This window comes from Gordonia sp. B8661-1, from assembly GCF_059427765.1.
The window spans coordinates 254,358-276,078 of sequence record NZ_JCAHRL010000003.1 but is presented as its reverse complement, the minus strand read 5'-3'; the positions used below and the strand labels follow the sequence as shown (position 1 = coordinate 276,078).

Annotated in this window: 15 protein-coding genes; 3 read left to right on the top strand and 12 right to left on the bottom strand. The window is 67.9% G+C overall.

Features of this window, described 5'->3' with window-relative positions:
- Positions 1 to 22: 22 nt before the first annotated feature.
- The 3 genes from AC4JJG_RS08720 to thyX are packed head-to-tail and all read right to left on the bottom strand — an operon-like array spanning position 23 to position 3,713.
- Positions 23 to 2,038 (bottom strand): ribonuclease J, encoded by a 2,016-nt coding sequence (locus AC4JJG_RS08720; protein ID WP_495400856.1) that lies wholly within the window; start codon positions 2,036 to 2,038, stop codon positions 23 to 25.
- Complete coding sequence (gene dapA / locus AC4JJG_RS08715; RefSeq protein WP_495400857.1) at positions 2,038 to 2,940, bottom strand: 4-hydroxy-tetrahydrodipicolinate synthase; 903 nt, start codon at positions 2,938 to 2,940, stop codon at positions 2,038 to 2,040. Before dapA ends, AC4JJG_RS08720 begins: the two co-directional genes overlap by 1 nt.
- A 20-nt stretch (positions 2,941 to 2,960) precedes the next feature.
- Positions 2,961 to 3,713: an FAD-dependent thymidylate synthase gene (gene thyX, locus AC4JJG_RS08710; protein WP_495400858.1), complete on the bottom strand. Its 753-nt coding sequence runs from the start codon at positions 3,711 to 3,713 to the stop codon at positions 2,961 to 2,963.
- A gap of 206 nt (positions 3,714 to 3,919) precedes the next feature.
- Here thyX and AC4JJG_RS08705 point away from each other — a divergent pair, with 206 nt between their 5' ends.
- Both AC4JJG_RS08705 and AC4JJG_RS08700 read left to right on the top strand, forming a co-directional pair.
- Positions 3,920 to 5,662, top strand: coding sequence for an alkaline phosphatase D family protein (locus AC4JJG_RS08705; protein ID WP_495400859.1), 1,743 nt, complete (start codon positions 3,920 to 3,922; stop codon positions 5,660 to 5,662).
- 39 nt (positions 5,663 to 5,701) lie between these two features.
- Positions 5,702 to 6,517 carry a tyrosine-protein phosphatase gene (locus AC4JJG_RS08700; protein WP_495400860.1) on the top strand — a complete coding sequence of 272 codons (816 nt, stop codon included), beginning with the start codon at positions 5,702 to 5,704 and terminating at the stop codon, positions 6,515 to 6,517.
- Between the two features lie 10 nt (positions 6,518 to 6,527).
- Here the strand turns inward: AC4JJG_RS08700 and AC4JJG_RS08695 are convergent, their stop codons facing one another.
- Both AC4JJG_RS08695 and AC4JJG_RS08690 read right to left on the bottom strand, forming a co-directional pair.
- Positions 6,528 to 7,298, bottom strand: a complete 771-nt coding sequence (locus tag AC4JJG_RS08695; RefSeq protein WP_495400861.1) for an HAD-IIB family hydrolase — start codon at positions 7,296 to 7,298, stop codon at positions 6,528 to 6,530.
- A 67-nt stretch (positions 7,299 to 7,365) separates the two neighbouring features.
- A complete protein-coding gene (locus AC4JJG_RS08690) occupies positions 7,366 to 8,643 on the bottom strand; it encodes a glycosyltransferase (protein ID WP_495400862.1) in 1,278 nt (425 codons plus the stop codon).
- Between the two features lie 60 nt (positions 8,644 to 8,703).
- Between AC4JJG_RS08690 and AC4JJG_RS08685 the strand changes: the two genes are divergently transcribed.
- Positions 8,704 to 11,292: a cytochrome P450 gene (locus tag AC4JJG_RS08685; protein ID WP_495400863.1), complete on the top strand. Its 2,589-nt coding sequence runs from the start codon at positions 8,704 to 8,706 to the stop codon at positions 11,290 to 11,292.
- A gap of 5 nt (positions 11,293 to 11,297) precedes the next feature.
- On the opposite strand, the gene AC4JJG_RS08680 is transcribed toward AC4JJG_RS08685, so the two are convergent.
- From AC4JJG_RS08680 to AC4JJG_RS08650, 7 genes are read right to left on the bottom strand one after another with little or no spacing between them, the layout of a single operon-like run.
- Positions 11,298 to 12,221 (bottom strand): UbiA prenyltransferase family protein, encoded by a 924-nt coding sequence (locus AC4JJG_RS08680; protein ID WP_495400864.1) that lies wholly within the window; start codon positions 12,219 to 12,221, stop codon positions 11,298 to 11,300.
- Positions 12,218 to 13,201 (bottom strand): ScbA/BarX family gamma-butyrolactone biosynthesis protein, encoded by a 984-nt coding sequence (locus AC4JJG_RS08675; protein WP_495400865.1) that lies wholly within the window; start codon positions 13,199 to 13,201, stop codon positions 12,218 to 12,220. The genes AC4JJG_RS08680 and AC4JJG_RS08675 overlap by 4 nt, the downstream gene beginning before the upstream one ends.
- Entirely contained in the window at positions 13,198 to 14,112 is a 915-nt protein-coding gene (locus tag AC4JJG_RS08670; protein WP_495400866.1) for a nucleoside-diphosphate kinase, read from the bottom strand. The genes AC4JJG_RS08675 and AC4JJG_RS08670 overlap by 4 nt, the downstream gene beginning before the upstream one ends.
- Positions 14,112 to 15,179 (bottom strand): SDR family oxidoreductase, encoded by a 1,068-nt coding sequence (locus AC4JJG_RS08665; protein ID WP_495400867.1) that lies wholly within the window; start codon positions 15,177 to 15,179, stop codon positions 14,112 to 14,114. The genes AC4JJG_RS08670 and AC4JJG_RS08665 overlap by 1 nt, the downstream gene beginning before the upstream one ends.
- Positions 15,176 to 15,448 (bottom strand): acyl carrier protein, encoded by a 273-nt coding sequence (locus AC4JJG_RS08660; RefSeq protein ID WP_495400868.1) that lies wholly within the window; start codon positions 15,446 to 15,448, stop codon positions 15,176 to 15,178. The genes AC4JJG_RS08665 and AC4JJG_RS08660 overlap by 4 nt, the downstream gene beginning before the upstream one ends.
- On the bottom strand, positions 15,448 to 18,912 hold the full coding sequence (locus AC4JJG_RS08655) for an AMP-binding protein (protein WP_495400869.1): 3,465 nt from the start codon (positions 18,910 to 18,912) through the stop codon (positions 15,448 to 15,450). The genes AC4JJG_RS08660 and AC4JJG_RS08655 overlap by 1 nt, the downstream gene beginning before the upstream one ends.
- Positions 18,896 to 21,658 carry a phosphoenolpyruvate synthase gene (locus tag AC4JJG_RS08650; RefSeq protein WP_495400870.1) on the bottom strand — a complete coding sequence of 921 codons (2,763 nt, stop codon included), beginning with the start codon at positions 21,656 to 21,658 and terminating at the stop codon, positions 18,896 to 18,898. The genes AC4JJG_RS08655 and AC4JJG_RS08650 overlap by 17 nt, the downstream gene beginning before the upstream one ends.
- Between the last annotated feature and the right edge of the window lie 63 nt (positions 21,659 to 21,721).

The window sequence follows — 21,721 nt, the reverse complement described above, 5'->3', positions numbered from 1 at the left end:
ACCCTAGACCGGAGGACCTCGGTCAGGCTCCCACGGCGAGCACCGTCGGCACGATCATCGGCCTGCGGCGATAGGTGTCGGCCACCCAGCGTCCGACCACACGCCGGATCGTCTGTGCGATGCGATGGGTGTCGGTGATGCCCTCGGCCGCCAGCGAATCGAGTGCCTGATCGACGAGATCGGCCGCGGCCTTCAACGCGTCCGGATCGTCGGAGAAACCACGACCGGACACCTCGGGTGCGCTCACCGCACGCCCCGTTTCCGGGTCCACGGCGACCGTGATCGCGATGAATCCGCCCTCCCCCAGCACCAAGCGCTCCGACAGGGTGGACTCGCCGACGTCGCCGACGGACAGGCCGTCGACGTACACGTGCCCGACCGGCACCCGGCCGACGATGGAGGCCTGACCGTCGACCAGGTCGACGATCACACCGTCCTCGGCGAGGACCACCCGGTCCTCGGGCACACCGGTCGCGACCGCGAGCGCGGCGTTCGCGCGCAGATGCCGCCACTCGCCGTGCACCGGCATCGCGTTCGACGGCCGGACCGCGTTATACAGGTACAGCAGCTCCCCCGCCGACGCGTGCCCGGACACGTGCACCTTCGCGTTCTGCTGCGTGATCACGGTGGCACCCCGCTTGGCCAGTCCGTTGACGACGGCGAACACCGAGTTCTCGTTGCCCGGGATGAGCGAGGACGCCAGCACGACCAGGTCGTCCTCGCGGATGTTGATCTGACGGTGCTCGCCCCGCGCCATCCGGGACAGTGCGGACAGCGGCTCGCCCTGCGACCCCGTGGAGATCAGGACCAGCCGGTCGTCCGGGAGCGTCGCCGCGGTGTCGAGATCGACGACCACACCGTCGGGCACGGACAGATAGCCGAGGTCCTGCGCGATCTGCATGTTGCGGACCATCGACCGGCCGACGAACGCGACCTTGCGGTTGTGGGCGTACGCCACGTCGACGATCTGCTGGATGCGGTGCACGTGGCTGGCGAAGGACGCGACGATCACACGCTGCTTGGCCCGGCCGATGACCTGGTCGAGGACGGCGCCGATCTCCCGCTCCGGTGTGACGAATCCGGGCACCTCGGCGTTGGTGGAATCGACCAGGAAGAGATCGACCCCCTCGTCACCGAGGCGACTGAATCCGGCGAGGTCGGTGAGCCGATTGTCGAGCGGCAGCTGATCCAGCTTGATGTCGCCGGTGTGCAGCACCACGCCGGCCGGCGTGCGAATGGCCACCGCGAGCGCGTCCGGGATCGAGTGGTTGACCGCGAAGAACTCGCACTCGAACGGCCCGAAGTCGTCGGTGTCACCCTCGGAGACCTGCACCAGATTGGGCCGCAGGCGGTGCTCGCGGCACTTCGCCTCGACGAGGGCGAGCGTGAACTTCGAACCGACGACCGGGATGTCGGACCGCAGGCGCAGGAGGAACGGCACGGCACCGATGTGATCCTCGTGGCCGTGCGTGAGGATGATGGCGTCGACGTCGTCGATGCGGTCCTCGATGTAGGTGAAGTCCGGCAGGATCAGATCCACGCCGGGCTGTGCGTCCTCGGGGAACAGCACACCGCAGTCCACGATGAGCAGGCGACCGTCGTACTCGAAGACGGTCATGTTCCGGCCGATCTCGCCGATACCGCCGAGCGCAACGACGCGCAGGCCGTTACGCGGCAGCTTCGGCGGCGGGCCGAGGCGATCGGTGCCGACCTTCGCCGAATCGCCTTGTCCGCGTGACTGTTGCCCACGCGACTGCTGGCCACGGGACTGCTGGCCGCGCGCTTGCTGATTGCCGCCCCGCGACTCCCGTCCCTTGGCGGAACGCTTCGGCGACGAACCCTGCTGCGCGCCCGCCGATTGCTTCTTGTCCGTCTGCTTCTTGTCGGCGTTCGCCGGCTGTGCGTCATGCTCCGGCCGTGCGTCCGCGGACGCAGTGCCCTCCGACCGTGCATCGGTGCCGGTGTCGCGCGGCGGCGTCAGTGTCGGCGGTCCGGCCTTCCGGCTCGCGGAGCGACGACGCCTGCCCGGCCCCGTCATCAGACGAGCCCCGCGGCACGCAGATCCGAGAGCAGCGCCTCGATCTGCGGCCCGTCGGCCGGCACCTGCGGAAGCCGCGGATCACCGACATCCATACCCAGAATGCGCAGCGAAGCCTTCACCATGGTCACTCCTCCCAATCGGCCCATCGCGTCAACGAGAGGAGCCATGGACTGGCTGAGTTCCCTGGCGGTCACCAGGTCCCCCTTCTCGACGGCGATCTGCATGTCACGCAGGCGATCCGGCACCAGGTGACCGATGACACTGACGTAGCCGGTGGCACCGATGGACAGCCACGGCAGGTTCAGGGCGTCCTCGCCGGAGAGGAACTCGAGCCCGGTGGTGGCGATCATCCGTGCCGCGGAGTGCAGGTCCCCCTTGGCATCCTTGACACCGACGATCCGCGGGTGTTCGGCCAGCGCACGCATCGTGTCGTCGGCGATCGGGATCACCGACCGCGGCGGGATGTCGTAGACGAGCACCGGAAGGTCGGTCGCATCGGCGATCGCACGGAAATGCGCGAGGACGCCGGCCTGCGGCGGCTTCGAGTAATACGGGGTGACGACGAGCAGTCCGTGTGCGCCGATCTTCTCCGAGGCCAAGGCGAACCGGATGCTCTCGGCGGTGTCATAGCTCCCGGCGCCCTGCGTGATCCGGGCACGGTCGCCGACGGCGTCGAGCACGACGCGCAGCAATTCGAGCTTCTCCTGCACGGTGGTCGTCGGCGACTCACCGGTCGTCCCCGAGACGACCAGCCCGTCGCAGCCCTTGGAGACCAGGTGATCGGCCAGTTCGGCGGCCTTGTCGAGGTCCAGTGAGCCATCCGGACGGAAGGGGGTGACCATGGCCACGCCAATGGTCCCGAAGGGATGCGTCTGCGACTGGTCCACGCCTGCGTTCATGGTGCTCAAGGCTACCTTCCTCACCCTTCCAGAACGAACGGAGAGGTGGCTACCTCGGTGCCGTCGGACAGGGTGCTGATCTCGAAGTCGCCGAAGACCGTCGGGGCCACCTCGACGAGCCGCCGGAGACACTCGACGGCCAGTTGCCGGATCTCGACGTCGGCATGCTCGGTCGCGCGCATACCGATGAAATGCCGCCACGCACGGTAATTGCCGGTCACCACGATCTTGGTCTCGGTCGCGTTCGGCAGCACGGCACGTGCCGCCTGGCGGGCCTGCTTCCGCCGCAGGATCGCATTCGGCACGTCGGCGAATTTCGCCTCGAGTGCGGCCAGCAACTCGGTGTAGGCGGCACGGCTGGCGTCGGTCGCCGCGGTGAACAGTTCCTCGAGTTCGGCGTCCCCGCGAATGGCCGGTGGTGCCACCACATTCGAATCATGTTCGGGCACAAAGCGTTGTGACAGCTGGGAGTACGAGAAGTGACGGTGCCGGATCAGTTCGTGGGTGCAGGACCGGGAGATGCCGGTGATGTAGAAGGTCGCCGACGCGTGTTCGAGCAGCGACGTGTGACCGACCTCCAGGATGTGGCGCAGATAGCCTGCGTTGGTCGCGGTCCGCGGATTCGGTTTGTCCCAGCTCTGGTAGCAGGCCCGGCCGGCGAACTCGATGAGCGCCTCTCCGCCGTCGGCATCGGTGTCCCAGTCGATGTCGGGGGGTGCGGTGAATTCTGTCGCGGCCACCAACTGCACCCGCAACGGCACCAATTCCGACACTGCGGTCTCCTCACCTGTCCATGCCCGACCAGTTCATGCCCGACCACTTCATATCCGACCAGTTCATATCTGGCGTCGCCCGTGATTGTCCCCCAGGCACCCCCGAAGCGTGTGCATCCCCTCCGGACAGGCGATTCACCCGGCGATCCCTGCCGGACACCGGTTATTCACCCAATGGTGTCCGCATGTTGTGTCGGTACCGCATGATGACAAGCGTGCCGCAGCAACATCCCACGTCGCCCCGCCCACCCGTGCCCACGATCACCCCCGCTTCCGGTGTCACACGCCGGTCCGCGCTACGAGCGGGTGCGGTGGCGGCAGGGGCCACCGCGACGTTCGCCACGACGGGTCGTATCCGGACGCAGGCGGAGGCCGCGCCCGATCGCGGGTCGTCCCGGGTCTTCGCCCACGGGGTCGCATCCGGTGATCCGCTGCCCGATGCGGTCATCCTCTGGACCCGCGTGACACCGACCGCGGCCGCCGCCCCGGGTTCCGGACGCGGCCCCGACACCGACGTGCTGTGGGAGGTGGCCCACGACGACACCTTCGCCACGACGGTGGCCTCCGGCACCGTGCGCACGACGACGGCAACGGACCACACCGTCAAGGTCGACGCGTCCGGTCTGACACCGAACACCGCCTACGCCTACCGTTTTCGCGTCGTCTCCGGCCCCGCGTCGGGGGCCGTATCGCCCGTCGGACGGACGCGGACCGCACCGTCGGACCGCGCCGCGGTGAATCGGGTGCGCTTCGGCGTCGTGTCGTGCGCGAACTGGGAGGCGGGATACTTCGGCGCATACCGTCATCTGCGGAACCACCGCGACCTCACCGCCATCGTGCACCTCGGCGACTACATCTACGAGTACGAGGCGGGCGGCTACACCGGCAAGACCGGCCCGGTGCGGCGCACCGAGCCCACGCACGAGACGATCACGTTGCGCGACTACCGGATTCGGCACGCCCAGTACAAGACGGATCCCGACCTCGCGGCTCTGCACCGGGCGCTGCCGTGGATCTGCACCTGGGACGATCACGAGTCGGCCGACAATTCGTGGTCCGGTGGCGCGGAGAACCATTCGGCCCGGGAGGGTTCGTGGGCGGCCCGCAAAGCGGCGTCCGAGCGCGCCTATTTCGAGTGGATGCCCGTACGCCCCAACGCCGTCGACAGCGGACGGCACCTGTACCGGCGTCTGCGTTTCGGCAATCTGCTGGAACTGTCGATGCTCGACCTGCGCACGTATCGGGACCGGGAGGTGTCGCCGACGTCGTCCCGGGTCGACGATCCGTCGCGGACCATCACCGGCGCAGCCCAGATGCGCTGGCTCACCGACGGTCTGACGTCCTCACCGACGCGGTGGCGGATCGTCGGCAACTCGGTGATGATCGCACCGGTTCTCATCCCCCCGCTCGATCCGACCATGACCGCCGCCCTGACCGAGACCATGGGATTGCCGTCCGCCGGAGCCACTTTCAACGCCGATCAATGGGACGGCTACCGGGCGGACCGCAAGCGACTCCTCGACGCCATCACCCGCCGGCGCGTCGACAACGTCGTGTTCCTCACCGGCGACATCCACTCCTCATGGGCCTGCGACGTTCCGGCGAACCCGGCCCGTTACTCGCCGACGGGTTCCGGCGCCTCGGTCGCCACCGAATTCGTGGTGCCATCGGTGACATCGTCGAACATCGACGACATTCTCAAGGTGCCCGAACACACCGTGGGCAACGCGGTTCCCGCTGCGATCACAGCAGCGAATCATCATGTGCGATGGAACGATTTCGACGCCCACGGATACGGGGTGCTGACGGTGACCCCGGCGGCGGCACAGATGGACTGGTATTTCCTCGTCGACAAGGCCGATCCCCGCACCGCCCGCTACCACGCCCGGTCGTTCCGCGTCCGATCCGGTTCGCAGCGCGCCCGAGCCGTGACCGCCCCTGTCGACTGACCCCCACCATTCCCCTCGGGATCCCAGAAAGGTTCCATCATGAAAGCTCTCCATCACCCCGTCCGTCGCCGACTGGTCGTGTCGATCCTCACCGCGGCGATGCTCGGCGCACCGGCGATCACCACCACGGTGGCTGGTCCGGCGATCGCCGCACCGCGTGTCGCCCCGGCTCCGGCCGCACCGGCCGTCGTCGACCTCCAGGGCACCGACAACACCCGGACCTTCGCGAATTACCGCACCACATCGGGTGATTCGATCAGCCCACGCGTGATCCGCAGCGACAATCTGTCGAAGTTGACCCCGGCCGATCAGCGCACGCTACGTTCCCTGCGGGTGTCGTCGGTGATCGATTTCCGTACCCGGCTGGAGCAGACGGTGCAGCCCAACCGGCAGGTCCCCGCCGCCCGGGTGCATGCCTTCGACGTCCTCGGCTCCTTGCCGCCCACCGTGCTCGTCGATCTGCCGAGCGCCTATCGGGCATTCGTGACGGATCCCGGCGCGCGACAGGCGTTCCGGAACACCCTGCTGGAGATCAAGCGTGTCGCGGGCCGGGGCGACACCGTGCTGTATCACTGCACCGCCGGAAAGGACCGGACCGGATGGCAGTCGGCCGTGCTCCTGACGATCCTCGGTGTCGACCGCATGACTGTCGAGCGGGATTTCCTGGCCAGCAACCGCTTTCGGCATGCGAGCCCCAACGATCCGCTCAACGGTGTGAACATTGCGTGGCTGCGCAGTTCCTTCGCCGCGGCCACCACGACCTACGGGAGCTTCGACAACTACGTCCGCAAGGGACTCGGCTTGACGCCGACCGACATCGCCGGTCTGAAGAAGGCGTTGCTCGTCAAACGCTGACCGGCAGGGGCTACTGATCCGAGTCGAGAATCGCCGACAGACGGGCGTGCGTATCCTCCCAGCCGTGCACGGCGATGGATTCGATGCCCAGATCCTTGACCGGCCGGTCGTTTCCGCCCTCGTCGAGGCGGTCGCCGAAGAACAGGATGTCCTCGGTACCGAGGTCGAGAATGTCCATCAGCCGCCGGGTGCCGTAGGCCTTGTCGATGCCCTTCTTGGTGACGTCCACCGATGTGGACCCGCCACTGCGCACCTCGAGATCCGGCAGACGCTCGGCCGCGTAGGCGCGTAGCGCCTCCTTCTTGCTGCCGTCCGGATCCCACGCCGCCTTGGCATCGACGGGGGCGGCCTGGCCCAGTGCGCTGAAGGTGATCTGGCTCCCGCGGTCCTCGAGGATCGGCCCCCATGTCTCCGACGCCCACAGGCCGAGTTCACGCGCACCGGTCTCGAGCACGTCGAGGGTGCGCTGTTTCTCGTCGTCGGTGAGGTACTCGGCGTAGACGGTCTCCCAGTCGTCGCCGGACCAGCGCACGTACTGCGTGCCGCAGGTCGGCATCAGGTGCAGGTTGCCCGCGGACTCGACGTCACCGAGACGATCGAGCACCTGGCTGGAGAATTGTTCGAAACGGCCACCGGAGATGATGCACGCCAGGCTGCGGTCGAGCAACGTGTGCAGTACCGCGACCATCTCGTCGGCCAGCGGGCTCTTGGACGGTGCCAGTGTGTCGTCGAGATCGAACATGACCAGTCGGTAGTCATGCCCCTGGTACGAGACCGTCATCCTCCACCTTCTCCTCCCGCGCCGTGCGGGTCTCCGCGGGCAGTCTATTGGGCCGTCGACGGGTTGCTCACCGCGCCGTCCGTTCGACGAGGTCGGCCGTGCGCGTCAGGGCGTCGGAATGCCGATCGAGCCGACCGGCGAGCTCGGCGGTCCGGGCGACGGTGTCGCCGTCGAGTAGCTGCCGGATGCCGGCGGTGAGCGTCTCGACCGTCATGTCCCGGAACGGCACGTGCGCTCCGACGCCGAGGCGGGTGACCTGCGCTCCCCACATCGGTTGATCGAAGGACACCGAGCAGATCAAGGTCGGCAGACCGGCCCGCAGACTCTCGAAGGTGGTGCCGATTCCGCCATGGTGCACGGCGGCACGGCATCGCGGGAAGACGACGTCGTGGGCGAGGGCGCCGACGGTCTTCACCCGGCCGGAACCGGCGGCGCCTGCCGCCAGATCACTCCATCCGGCACTCACCAGGACTCGCAGGTCCAGCGCCTCGGCAACCGCCTCGACCATCGCCGTCGTGGACGCGGCATCCTGAATCGGCATACTGCCGAATCCGCAGTACAGCGGCGGATCCCCGGCCTCGATCCACGCCAGGATGTCCGCGTGATCGTCGGCCATCTCCCCGATGGCCTCCCGGGCGGACCGTTCGAGCGGGAGGAAACCGACGAGGGGACGTCGCTCACCCCATTCCTCGGCGAGCCCGGGGACCAGCGCCGGGTCGTAGATCTGCACCTCGGGAACGCCACGGCGGGCGAACATCTCGCCGGGCGTGGCGAACGATCGCGACAGTCCGAGATCGGACCGCAACCGATTCAGGTAGGGCAGGAAGACCATGCGCCGCAGGTTCTCGGCCACCGCCCAGGTCATCCGGTTGACCAGGGCTGGCGGCCTGCGGTGCGGTGGCAGGGCGCCGGGGAACGGATAGGTGCGGCTGGCGCGTCCGGGGAACCCGTGCATGGTGAGGATCGGCGTATCGGTCGCCTCGGTCACCGAGGCGGCACGATCTTCGGTGAGCAGTGTCGACACGACGACGTCGGCTCCCCGGCACACGTCGATCACCTCGTGGTTCATCTGATCGGCGTAGTCCGACATCTGCTTACCGACCAGCCGCATCAGTTGCAGGCTGCTCCCGGCGGCGAGTGCCCGCTGCCCCTCCTCCGACGAGTAGAGCGCTGCCACATCGGGTCCGCAGGGTATGGCCTCGAGGCCCGCGTCCCTGGTGAAATCCACGAGATTGGGGGGCGCACCGACCAGGACGTCGTGACCGCGACGCCGTAACTCCAGGCCCAGCGCCACCGCCGGCTGGACATCTCCCCGGGTACCCGTCAGCGGGATCGCGACCTTCACTCTTGTTCCCCTTTCGTTCGTCTTCCCTGAATTGCGTTGTCAGCGGTACGCTCTGGATCGATGCATATCGCCATGTTCAGCGACTTTCACCCGTCGACGCTCGGCGGGATCCAGCATTCGGTGAATGATCAGCGCCGCGAACTCGAACGGCGCGGCCACCGGGTTACGTTCTTCGCCCCCGACGGACCGTCGGACGGCGAGATCGTCGGTCTCACGGGACTGCTGGGCATGTCGGTCAACGGATATCCCGCGGTGCTGCCGACCCCCGCCAACACCCGGCGGGTCGATACCGAACTGACCCGGCGCGGCCCCGTCGACGTCGTGCACGTGCACACGACGTACGGAGCGGGCGTCATCGGGGCCAAAGCCGCTCGGCGACACGGTATTCCGCTGGTACAGACCATGCACAGCCGCGACGACACGTTCATCGAGAACACGTCGCCGGTACCGGCGGTGTCGGCCGCCGCGATGCGTCTTCTCCACAGCGCCTTCATCTCTCACCGGTCCCCCCGTCCGCGCGTCGACGAATCCGCCGCGGCACGGCACGCGTGGAGCGTGATGATCGCGCAGGCGCGCGCGGCGGACGCCGTCATCGCACCGACCGAGCACTTCGCCGGTCAACTGCGTCGTCACGGGCTGAGCACCCCGATCACCGTGATCTCCAACGGAATCGACGACACCGTGCTCAGTGCGGCGGCGAACACGGCGGCGCCGGTCGGCAACGCCCCGGCGGGCGGGACGGGGCCGGTGCGGGTGCTGTGGTGCGGCCGTGTCTCCGCGGAGAAGCGTCCGCTCCCGGCGATCAGCGCGGTCGCCATGACCCCCGGATGCACGCTCGATCTCGTCGGGGACGGCGACCAACTCGACGCCGCTCACGCGCTCGTCACCGAACTCGGTGCGCAGGACCGCATCACGGTGCACGGACGCCTCAGTCGCACAGACACTCTCGCGCAGATGTCGCAGCATGACGTGCTGCTGTTCACGTCGACCGATTTCGACACGCAGGGTCTGGTCCTGCTCGAAGCCGCGGCCCTCGGATTGCCCGTCATCTACTGCGATCCGGCACTGGGCGAGACCGTGCCCGCCGGAGCAGGCATCTGCGCCGCCGACGATTCGGCCGCCGCCATCGCCTCGGCGCTGCGCGATGTTCGCGATCAGCCGTCCGTGCTGGAGTACGCACGCACCGTATTGCGCGACAGCGACATCGCCGCCGAGTACGGGCAAGCAGCCCTCACGGACCGCACCGTGGAGCTGTACCGCGGACTGACCGACTCGGCTGCGGTCCGGCGCCGCACCCTCCCGGGCGGTGCGTCGGAGGTACCGGTGGCGCCGGGCCGGGTTCCGGTCCTGGGGCACAGCGTGATCGCGTTGCGACGCGGCCTTCACTTCGTCGGATCGCTGCGCACCATCGGCCCCGTCGTACGTCTCGATCTCGGCCCCCGGAGCGCCTATGTGCTCACTACTCCCGACCTGATCCGGCAGGTCGGCTTCGGGACCGCGGGCCGCTTCCATCGCGACGATCTCCGTGAGGCCATGCACGAGGCGATCCGTGAGGCCTCCAATGTGCTCAGCGGACCGCGCCACGAACTCCGCCGGCGGCAGATGGCGCCCGCACTGCGGCAACGACGGTTGATGACCTACGCCGCAACCACCGCGCGGATCGCCGACCACTGGTCGCGCGAGCTGCCCTCCGGCCGGGTCATCGACCTGAAAACCGAGGCCCACGGACTCATCCTGCGGACGATCACTTCCACGCTGTTCACCGCCGAATTCGGTAGGGAGGCAACCGAACGTATCCGCGAGACCGTCCCGTGGCTGCTCGGGCAGGTGATCATCCGGGGCGCACTTCCCGCGTCGGTTCAACGGTTCCGTCTGCTCGCGAATCGGCGTTTCGCCCAACAGTCGGCCGAGTTGCGCGCCGCCATCGGGGCCGTCGTCACCCGGTATCGGGCCGACGATCGTGACCACAACGATGTCCTGTCGGTCCTGGTCCGCCATACGGACCCGGAGACCGGTGTAGGACTCACCGACGACGAGATCGTCGACGAACTCCTCCTCATGGTGGCCGCGGGCGTGGGGTCCACCGCGTCCATCCTGGCGTGGGTCTGGCACGAGGTGATGGCGAATCCGGAGGTCTCGGACGCGGTCGTCACCGAGATCCGGCGCGTCATCGGCGACGGGCCGGTCGAGCCCCGGCACCTGGCGGATCTGCCCTACCTGCGGCGCGTGGTCCTCGAGACGCTGCGCATGTGGGGTCCCTGGATCAGCAGTCAAACCGCCGACGGCGCAGTCACTTTCGGGGACGACGACAACGGCCGCCTGACTCTTCCGGCCGAGTCGATGATCGTGTACAGCCCCTATCTCGTCCTGCATGATCCGCAGTACTTCACCGATCCGGAACGCTTCGATCCCGACCGGTGGGCACCCGGCCGCGTCGAGGACATCGACAAACAGGCGAACCTGGCATTCGGTGTCGGCGAACGGCACTGTCCGGGAAGCAACTTCGCCGTCAACACCATCATGCTCGCCACCGCCGCATTGTTCGCTCATCGCACGCCGCGCCCTGCGGGTCGTCGGCGCGTCACGCCGTCGACCACCGACTTCGTCGCCTCGCCCTCGCGCCTTCCGGCCACCGTGGGACCACGCTGACATCATCACGACGCCACTGCTGCCGCTATTAGAACGAGGTACAGGGCGAGCACGAACAGGGCTGCGGGGACGACCGGATAGTCCGTGGACCGGCGATGGGCGAACGCGATCGCACCGCCCACCGGCACGAGCAGCAGGGCCACGGGCAGCCATCCGATCACCATGCCTGCGCCCGCACGATCCCAGGGCGCGATGACCGCCGTCGCCACGACGACCGCCACGACCGCGGCGCCGAGCGAGAACGCCACCGCGCCCGCGACCGGAAGGACGTTCGTGTAATACATCTCCCCCGGACGATGCCGGCGAGAGATCTTGCGCGCCAGTTCGAACTGCAGGAAGGCACCCGCGAATACGACGATCAGCCAAGCCAGTGACCAGGTCGCCTGCACCTGTCCGGTGTCGATGGACGAGACGAGCACGTACACGGTGATCAGGATCTGCACCGGGTAGGTCAGCGCGAGATTCAGCAGGATCGATTCCCGCATGCGCACCCACGCCGCCTCCAGGCCCCACAAGCCGATCCCGTACAGCAGTACCGCGACGATCGCGACCACCGATCCCGGCGAGAGTGTTGCCGAGATCGCCACCGCGGCAACGGAGATGGCAGCCATGGCCACCCGTAGATCGAGGGGCGTCACGGCACCGGTCACCAGTGGCCGGTCCGGGTTGTGCACGCGGTCGTAGTCGAGATCCTTCTGCTCGTCGACCATGCGCAGGTACAGCAGCACGATGACGATCGTGACGATCCGGGCCGCGGTGTCGAGTCCCGGGCGCCAGTGTGTCTCACCGCTCAGTCGCGCTGCCGTGCCCTCGAGCGCCAGTGTCCACAGCACGCCGTACAGCAGGTACTGCGGCTTGTACATCACCGCGGTGAACCCGAGAATCCGGCGGAGGGACACCGCCGATGGCCGTGCCGACGCCTCGATCACCCCCGCATCGCCTGCGCGAGTTCGGTGACCGGGGATTCGCCGGTGCTCACGAAACCGATGGCGACTTCCGCCCGTGGCTCGTCGCCTTGTTCCACCACCACCGTGACCTCGTCGCCGGAACCCGCCCGCACCACGCAGTGGGCCGGACGATCGAGCTCGACGAATCTCTGGAAGGTGCTCCGTATCGAGCCGACACGACGGCGCGACGACCCGAATGCGGCAGTCGCCACCTGTCGGCACGCCTCGAGCAGCAGACTGCCCGGGACGTGATCGAGGACATGATCGAAGAGTGCGGGATGGGTCGGATCGACGATGATCTCGGCCCGCACGGCGGTCCCGTCGTCGTCGAGATCACCGATGACGACGTTGCGGGAATTCTCCCGACCGACGGTGCCCGGCAGTGCCCGCGGCCCCGACCGGATCTGCTCCCCGACGGGTACCCCACCGCGCGCCTGCTCGCGGATGGCGCGCCACTGTGGTGGCGAGGTCCAGGAGAACGAGCCGTCGACGACCATCAGAGTCTCGCCGTCGCAGGCGATGTCGAGTACGGCGTCCATTCCGCACACCGTTCCGCCCACGACGTGACGCCGGGCGATGTGCATGGCCACGTCGAGATTCGCCGGTTCGTTCCCGACGAGCCACCCGCGTCCCCCGGACGCGATGCCGTTGAACGTCCGCACCAGGAACGCACTGTCCAGCGGAACCGCACAGAATTCGTGGGACACCGCGATCGCCGCCTGGCGGGCGGCCTCCATGACGACGAGCGGATCGTGGTGGTCTGCCTGGGCTCCGGTGTGGTCGCCGTAGTAACCATGCATGCGCGGCAACTGGGCCCCGATGACGAAGCGGTCGTCGTCGGCGCCGGACACACCTGTGGCTCGCCGCAACGACGTCACGAAGACCTCGGAGATCGCGCACCGGTGTACCAGTTCCCGCGGGACGGTCTGCTGGTGGGTGCCTGCTGCGGTGTGTGTGGTCATGAGGTCCTCCGAACGTCGGGGTCGACAGTCATGGGCAGCACGTAGGAACCGAGCACGATCACCGACCACGGATCGAGCATCCGCCCCTTCGACCACGAATCACGAATCAGTGCGGCACAATCCGCGTCGTCGAAGGTCTCCGGGCTCTCCACGTCGACACCGGCCCGGGTCAGATCCTCCACGATTCTTTCCAGTGCGTCGCCGCGGTCGAAGCTGTACGGCGGTACCGAGTCGTACGCCGCCCGCGCCAGATCATGTGCGTGCCTGCCGATATCGCCGGCCCGCGACGGGACGGTCATCGCGGTCAGACACCGGTCGCGGCCGGACTCGTCGAACAGGATCGCGAACTCCCGGAGCACATCGGCCGGATCATCCGGCGTATGCACCAGATTCAGCAGATAGCTGTGGCGGCCGAGGGCGTGCCGGAGTTCCCCCTCCCGGCGTTTCGACGGATCGGTCGGCCCCTTCTCCCGGGTGAGGCGAACCGTGGCCGACTCGCCACCGGTCACCGTCTCCGGGGAGTCATCGGCGACGACCAGCACGAGGGCATCGCAGATTCCGACGAGCAGATCGGCGAGCCGTCGCCGTTCCGGCGATGCCGTCGCCCACGACGTCCGCCAGAGGGCGCGCGCGAGATGACGTTCGGCGGGCACCGAGGCGCTGTGGATCAGACGCCAGCCCGCGCCGGTCAGCCACGTCAGCGTGGGGTCGACCGCCCGCGCGACGATCGCATCCGGCTTGACGAGCAACAGTGACGTCCGTCGAGCGAACGCCACCGGATCGACGCCCCGGCGATCGAGGTGTTCGACGGCCTCCAGGAAGTACGTGTCGCCGAGATAGTCGGAGAACCTCTCGGCGGGCACGCCGAGTTCGGCGAGGAGATCGCGGACCGTCGTTGCGGGAGCGGACATCACGACGCTCCCCGCAGCCCGGCGAGCACCTGCTGCACGGACGGCAGCGGGCTGCCGAGATAGCCCGATTCGAGGCAGTGGTCGAGCAACAGCCGGAGATAGTCGGTGCCGCATTCCGGAGCCGGCGCACCCAGCAGGTCGTCGGTGTGCGCTGTCGCGAAGCCGATCCGGCGGGCGAAGTAACTGGTGTAGAGCGATCCGACCCGCCGGAAGTAGGCACGTTCGACCGGGTCGAGTGCCATCTCGTCGAAGCTGGACTCGGGAACGAAGGTGGCCACCTCGAACGACGGATACTCGGCGAGAACATCGGAGAGCTCACGCAGGGTCAGGGCGTGGGCACCCACCGCGTGGAAGGTCGTTCCGTCGAGATCGGCACACCGTTGCGCCGCTGCGGCGATCACATCGGCGACGTGATCGACCGGGGCCAGCGAGATCGTCGCGTCGTAGCGGCCGGGCAGGGTGCGCAGCTTCCCCTCGACCATCAGCTTGACCACGGTGTAGAGGTTCTTGTAGTCGCGGATCACGCCGTCCGACCGCGCTCCGGTGACGATGCCGGGGCGGACGGTGACGACCCGTAGACCGGAAGCCCGCGCCTCCTCCACCAGCTTCTCGGCCGTGAACTTGCTGTGTTCGTATCGCGTGCCGAACCGCTGTCCTGCGTCGAGGTCACCCTCGTACACGGTCCCGCCGCGCATACCGCACACGTAAGCGGTACTGACATGGACGAGCGGCACATCCCATCGCAGGGCCAGGTCGATCGCGTGCGCCGTGCCGTCGACGTTCAGCCGCTGATAGTCGTCGTCCGGGGCGTCGAAGGCGGTGGTGGCCGCGCAATGCACGATGGTCCCGATGTCGCGCACCGCATCCGGTGCGTCGATCCCGAATCCCGGTGCGCTCACGTCACCGGCACACCACCCCGCGACCGAGACCGGGGAACCGTCGTTCCGGATCAGTTCGGACGCCCGGTGCGTGAGTGCGACGACGGGCCGCCCCGCGTCCTGCAGGCGTGCGGCGACTTCGGCTCCGACCAGTCCCGAAGCGCCGGTGAGCAATACGTGGTCGGTCACTCGCTCACCACCCGGTGCCGGTTGATCAGGTCGACGACATCGCCCACGCGCAACACGCCGGCGAGTTGCTCCGGCGGAAACGGCGCCAGCCGGAACGTCTCCTCCAGCACCATCGTCAGTTCGATCAGCCGTACCGACTCGAAGGCGAGGTCTTCACGAAGGCGGTCGGTCGACGCCAACGGGGAGTCCGGCGCGGCGGGAGCCATCGCGGCGATCACCCGGTGCACCGTGTCCTCGACGTCCTGCTCCGGACGGTCGGTGTTCGCCATCAGTGCCCACCTCGCTCGGGTGTCGATGTATGTGGTTGAGCACCACCGGAGTTCAGCAGATCCTCGGCCTCCGCCAGTGGTAGTCGCACGCCCAGATGATTACCCAGGCGCACCCAGTCGTAACTGATCTCCAGCGTGCGGCGCCACTGCTGCCGGGAATCGAACGACGACGGGAAGGCATTGTCGATCAGTACGCGGCGTGCTCGTTCGAGCAGCCGGTCCACGGCCTCGAACGCCTGATACGGATCGTCCCCCGGCTCGTCCCCCGACGAGAAGCGCGCGGCACGTGCGGCGTCGAAGGCGGACCGGAAATTGTCGTCCGCCACGAGTTCCGGAACCACCCGGCGCAGGGTCGTCACCGGGGCGATGTCGGGCGGTAGTGGGTGAACCCCGAAGGACGACAGCATCATTCGCGTGACCATCGCGATCAGACGGTGCGCGGCCACCTCGGCCACCGCGCCCTGCCCGCTCTTCACCGCGCCGGCGAGGTCTTCGCGGGCGTTCTCGGCGACCACGTTGGCCCATGTGAGATCGAGCCCCGCGGAGGCGAATCGGTCGGCGGGCAGCGGGCACAGACTCGCGATCTCACCGTCGTCCGCCGGTCGCATCGCGCCGGTCAGGCCCAGGACGGGGCGGCCCGGGTACGGGGCAGGAGTGTAAGGCTCAACCACCGGGCACATCGCCATGGCCGGGGCGATGGGCCCCTCGCCGCGAACATCCAGCCCCACCAGGCCGAGTCGCACGAATTCGGCCAAAGAGTCGCCGATATCCGGATTCCGGGTGACCACGTCGACGATCGACTGGCGGAACACCACCTGCCGCCACTGCGCGCCACCGGATTCGGAAAGCGCGAAAACGTCACGGCCGGAACGGATGACATGGAGCCGCCCACCGATCTTCCAGGTCGTCACTCCCGGAACGCGGGACAGAACGATGGAATCGGGCGAGGTCCCGAACGCCGCATCCTCCGCGGTCTGCGCACCGAGCAGCTCCGACAGCGCGGTCACCACAACGTCCCACCAGGTGTCCGGGCACTGCGCCGACGACGACCCCCACTGCCGGAGATCGTCGCCGACCTCCCGGTACCGGTCGACCACAGCGGCGTACTGATCGGATGCACGGAGCCGATCCAGTTGGTGCGGAAGCCATTTGGTCTCCACATAGGTCTCGCCTCGTCGGGCGCACCACGCCTTCGCCGCCTGCACCAGTCCGTCGGCGGCCCATTCGACGGCGTCATCGGTCTGTCCGAGTACGCGCATCGCGTTGGCATACCGAACGGCGGCGACGGCACGTCCGGTCCACCACCGGTCGACGACGTCGGCGAAGTCGCCGTACGGGATCGCCGACCTCAGTTCACCGAGGTCCACGGCCGCGCTGTCGCGGACCGGGGTCGAGCGCAGGAATCGCTGGCAGCGGTTGAGGACGTCCTCGCTCAGATCGCCGATCCTGTTGGCCGCCACCGCATCCGCCACCGCGGTCAGCTGCGCACGCAACTGTGTGACCGACCGCGTCCGGATTTCCACTCGCCGACCGTCGGCGAAGAGCACGGACGGCAGTGTGGGCATCTCCTCGTCTCCCCCGACGATCACCAGGAAGTCGACGTCGGAGCCCTCGTTGCCGAAGCCCTCCGCCAGCGATCCCTCGAAGACGACCGCACAGTCGTCGGGGACCGTGACCTCGGCCAAGGCGTGATCCAGGAGGTCGCCGATCCGGTCCGCGGTCAGCGCCGGGCTCCGGCCGGCAGCGGCGGCGCTCGCCGTGCCGTCCGCCTCATGCGCCTGCGCGTCCGTGAGCGCGCCGTCGCCGAACAGTTGCCACATATGCCGACGTCGTGGTTTCCCACTCGACGTCCGGCGGATCAGGCCACGCGGACCGGTGATCACCGTGACCGTTTGCGCCGGCCCCAGTTCGGCACGAAGCATGGTGCGGGCCCGCGCGATCCAGTCGCCGGGTTCGACCTCGGCGAACAGCGCGATCCCGGTGGCACCGGCGTCGGTGATCGCCACCGCGGCCAGCTTTCCCTTGGTGATGCCGCATTCGGCGGACACGCGGGACTCGATGTCCTCCATGAACACCGATCGTCCACGGACTTTCAGGCTGGCACCCATGCGGCCCAGCACGAACACCTCGTCGTTCCACAGGAATCCGGCATCGCCGGTGAACAACTCACCGTCCACGATCCGGGTGCTGCCCTCGGCCCGCCCGGAGTCGTCGGAGTACCCCATCGCGACCGATTCGCCCGTCACGACGACCTCCCCGAGGGTGCCGTCCGGCAACGGGCGTCCTTCGTCATCGACGACCCGCACCGACGAGTCCTCGGTCGAGACCCCCAGTCCCGCAATCCAGCCCGTCCCCGGATACTCGTCTCCGGCGATGAACGGACGCGTCTCGGCGATCTCCACGGGCGTGGCGAACTGCATGGTCGACGGGACGGGGCGCACCAGGGATATCGGCCGGTCACGTCGCGACGACGACACCATCAGTGTCGATTCGGCCAAACCGTAGGCCAGGGTGAACGCCTCGACGTCGAATCCGAGCGGGCCGACGAGGTCGGTGAATGCCGTGAGGTCGGCGATCTCCACCGGCTCCGAACCGACTGCGAGGGTGCGCCAACCCGACAGGTCGAGGTCCGCGATCGATTCCGGCGACACCCGGTGGGCGACATAGCCGAGGGCGAACGACGGCGACGGCGTGTGACGGGCGAGCGTCATCGATCGCAGCCACCGGGCGGGATCCCGGATGAACTGGTCGGGACGCATCACGTACAGGTTCTCCTGGTTGGTGACGGTGGTCAGGAAGCCGCCCACGAGTCCCATGTCGTGGTAGAGCGGAAGCCACGACGACATCGCCTCACCCGGCCGCCACCGCAACAGGTCGGTGATCATGGAGGTGTTCGTGGCCAGGCTCTCCCACGAGATCTGCACGCCGCGTGGCGATCCGGTGGAACCCGAGGTGAACTGCAGCAGCGCGCATCGTCCCGGCTCACCGAATTCGAACATCTCGGGCGGCGCCGGAATCCGATCGGGATCGATGGCCAGCGCCTCGGCGGTGCCGCCCGCACGCCGGGCCGCGCTCTGTACCACGTCGGCCAGACCGGGGATGGTCAGTACCACGCGTGGCTGCGCCTGCACGAGGATCGCGGCCACATGCTCGATGTACTCGTCGAGGTCACCGAAGGTGGGCGGGGTGATCGGGGTGAAGACGGCCCCACAGGCCCAGACGGCGTAAAACGCTGCCGCACAGGTGATGTCGGTCGGCATCACGACGCACACCCCATCACCCTCACGGACGCCTCGGGCACGCATCACATCGGCGATCGCCAGACTGACGCCGGCGACGTCACGGTAGGTGTGATGGGTCCACCCACCCTGCTCGTCGGCGAAGGCGATACCCGTCGAGGGATCGGCGTCGGACAGCCAGCCACGGATGATCTCCGGGGCAGTCAGTTCAGTGCGCGACCGCATTGCTCTCGCTTTCAGAGGTCTCCGTGGCCAGGATCGTCACGGTTCCCCGCGTCCCGTCCACCCGGATCCGCATGCCCGTCCGGAGTTGGGAAGTGGCGTCGCGGAGTTGGACCACCGTCGGAATCCCGAGTTCGCGGGCGACGATCGCGACATGGGTCAGTGGGCTGCCACGCTCGATGATCAGCGCCGATGCCGAGGGCAGCGCGGCCACCCAGCCCGGGTCGGTGCGATAGGCGACCAGAATCCCGCCGTCCACCCCGTGCGGTTCCGCGACCACCACGGCGGTGCCCTCGACGACCCCGGCCGCCGACGGTGTACCGGTGAGCACATGTCCTTCGGCCGCGGCGGGCAGGTCGGCGATCGGCACCCAGCCCTGCTCGGCGAGTTGCGCGTCGCCGAAATCGGCGCCGCTCGTCACAAATCTCTCGGGCGCGACGAGGGTCGCGTCATGCGCTCGCTGAACGCGACGTGAGGTGACCACGTCCCGCATATCGTCCGGCGACGCCTGCGTGTAACAGTCGCGGAGTTCGTCGATGGTCAACTCGAACACGTCGGTGAACTCGTCGATGACACCGCGGTGCCGCAAATCGCGGCCCATCTGCCGGATGAGTCGTTTGACCATTCCGAAAGCCCTTGTGCGGCAGAATCGCAACTGCTCGCGCTGGGCGGCGCAGCGGGCCGTCCGGTCGCGCAGACGGTCGTAGATGCGGCGGCGTATTCCGCTCAGGTGTTCGTCGAGGTACTCCTGTGCCGACTCGGTGGGGATGGTCGACTCACCGTCGGCGGCCGGTACCGACGACCCCACTTTCGCTAATGCACTGCGGATCATCAGGTACACCGATGACGGATCCTCCCGCAGGTCGGGGACCTCGAGCTTGAGCTCGTCCAGGCTGCGGTAGCCGTAGTCCGTCAGGTACCGATCCACTTCGGCGCGGAACTCGGTGTGCCCGAGGCGCAGTAATTCCTCGTGCAGCTCGGTCACTGCGATCTCGTCGATGGCCTTCCGTAGGTCGGGATCCCGATGTGCGAGCCGGGCGAGTTCGGTCATGGCCCGTGCCGGGTCGGCGCTCTCGATACCGGCGCCCGGGCCCACCACCGCGTACAGGAACCACTCGGGCGCGCGTGGCAACAACACCTTGGTCAGGATGTACATGCTGCCGGTCAGGGTCAGCAGGATCGCGTCGAGCACCATCAGCGGTCCCCAGCGTGCCACCAGGTCGCGATCGACCTCGCGGTAGGCGCGATACGCCTCGGGGCCGGACATCGCATCCAGATCGAGTTTCTCGAAGTCGTCGTACACCCGATAGAACTCGCGCAGGAATTCGTCGACGATCGCGTCGATGTGGCGCAGCCGGTTCACGTAGGTGACCGTGGTGACCAGTCGCGACCGAAACCGGGTCAGCCGGTTATCGAAGGTGAACGGCCTCAACGACTTTGCCAACGTGTCGTCCAGAGGTTCGGCGACGCCCAGCGCAGCCTCGAGCACCTTGCGATTGAGCGGGTAGCCGGGAGCGATGCCGACCATGCGATACCAGTGGATGAGGTTGTAGTACACCCGGCCGTGAAAGTAACCGAGCATCACCGGTGTCCACTGATCTGTCTGCGCCAGTTGCTTTTTCGGCACACGCAGCGACTCCGCATAGCCGCGGTAGACACGCCCGTAGATGTCGGCCGCGGTCGTGTAGGTCAGCGGCGAGGTGATACCGCTGAAGCTCTCGATGATGTTCGAGTTGTCCCAGATACGGATCTCACCGTCGCGAACCGTTTCGCCCGCCCCGACCAGTGCGTCGATCGCCGGCGTGGGTGGGGGCGGACCGGCTGCCGCGGCCGTGATGGGCCGGGTCTGCAGGAACCAGAATTGGTCGTCGGCGAACGCCCACTCGATGTCCTGTGGGGCATCGAGGCTTTCGGCAACGTCCCGCGCGGCGCGTACGAGTTCGATCACCTGGGTGGGCGAGAGGGCAAGTCGTCCGCGGTCGTTGTCATCGACAGGTCGGGTCGCGGCACCCGACTCCCCGTCCGGCCGGAACTGCGCCTCCTTGTCCCCGATCATCGTGTCCACGATCGCGCCGTCGTGATCGACCACCACGGTGTCGGCGTCGACGTATCCCGAGACCAGCCCCTCACCCAGCCCGTAGACGGAGCTGACCACTGCTTCATTCGTGGCACCCGACATCGGGTTCGCGGTGAACACGACGCCACTGACCTGTGCGTCCACCAGACGTTGCACGACGACGGCGGCCACCGGGATGTCGCGGCGACCACGAGCGAATCCGTAACTCACCGAGCGGGGAGAGAAGGCCGAGGCCCAGCACGCGCGGACCTTGTCGCACACCTCGTCGACACCGTTCACGTTGAGGAAGGTGTCGAACTGGCCGGCATAGGACGACTCCGGCCCGTCCTCTGCGGCGATCGACGACCGCACGGCGACCGCGCCACCACCGATGCGCGCGTATGCGTCGGTGATCAACTCCGCGATCTCATCGGGAGGTGTGGCCTCGAGGATCGCGGCACGCACGGACGCCGCCCGCTCGAGGGCCTGACCTTCGTCAACGGCCTCGACGAAGTCACCGACGAGCGACTCGAGCCCGGCCCCGGCGAGAAACCTTTCGAAGACGTCGGTGCCGATCACCGCCCAGTCGGGAACCGGAAGCCCCTGCCGGTGAAGGATCCCCAGCCCACGGCCCTTCCCGCCACCGAGCCTCGACAACGTCGACACATCAGTGGTCGGTCCCAGGATCTGCACGACGACACCTCTTTCGCGGGATTCGTTCCCGGCGGAGTCATCGTCAGCGAGTCATCCTCGGGT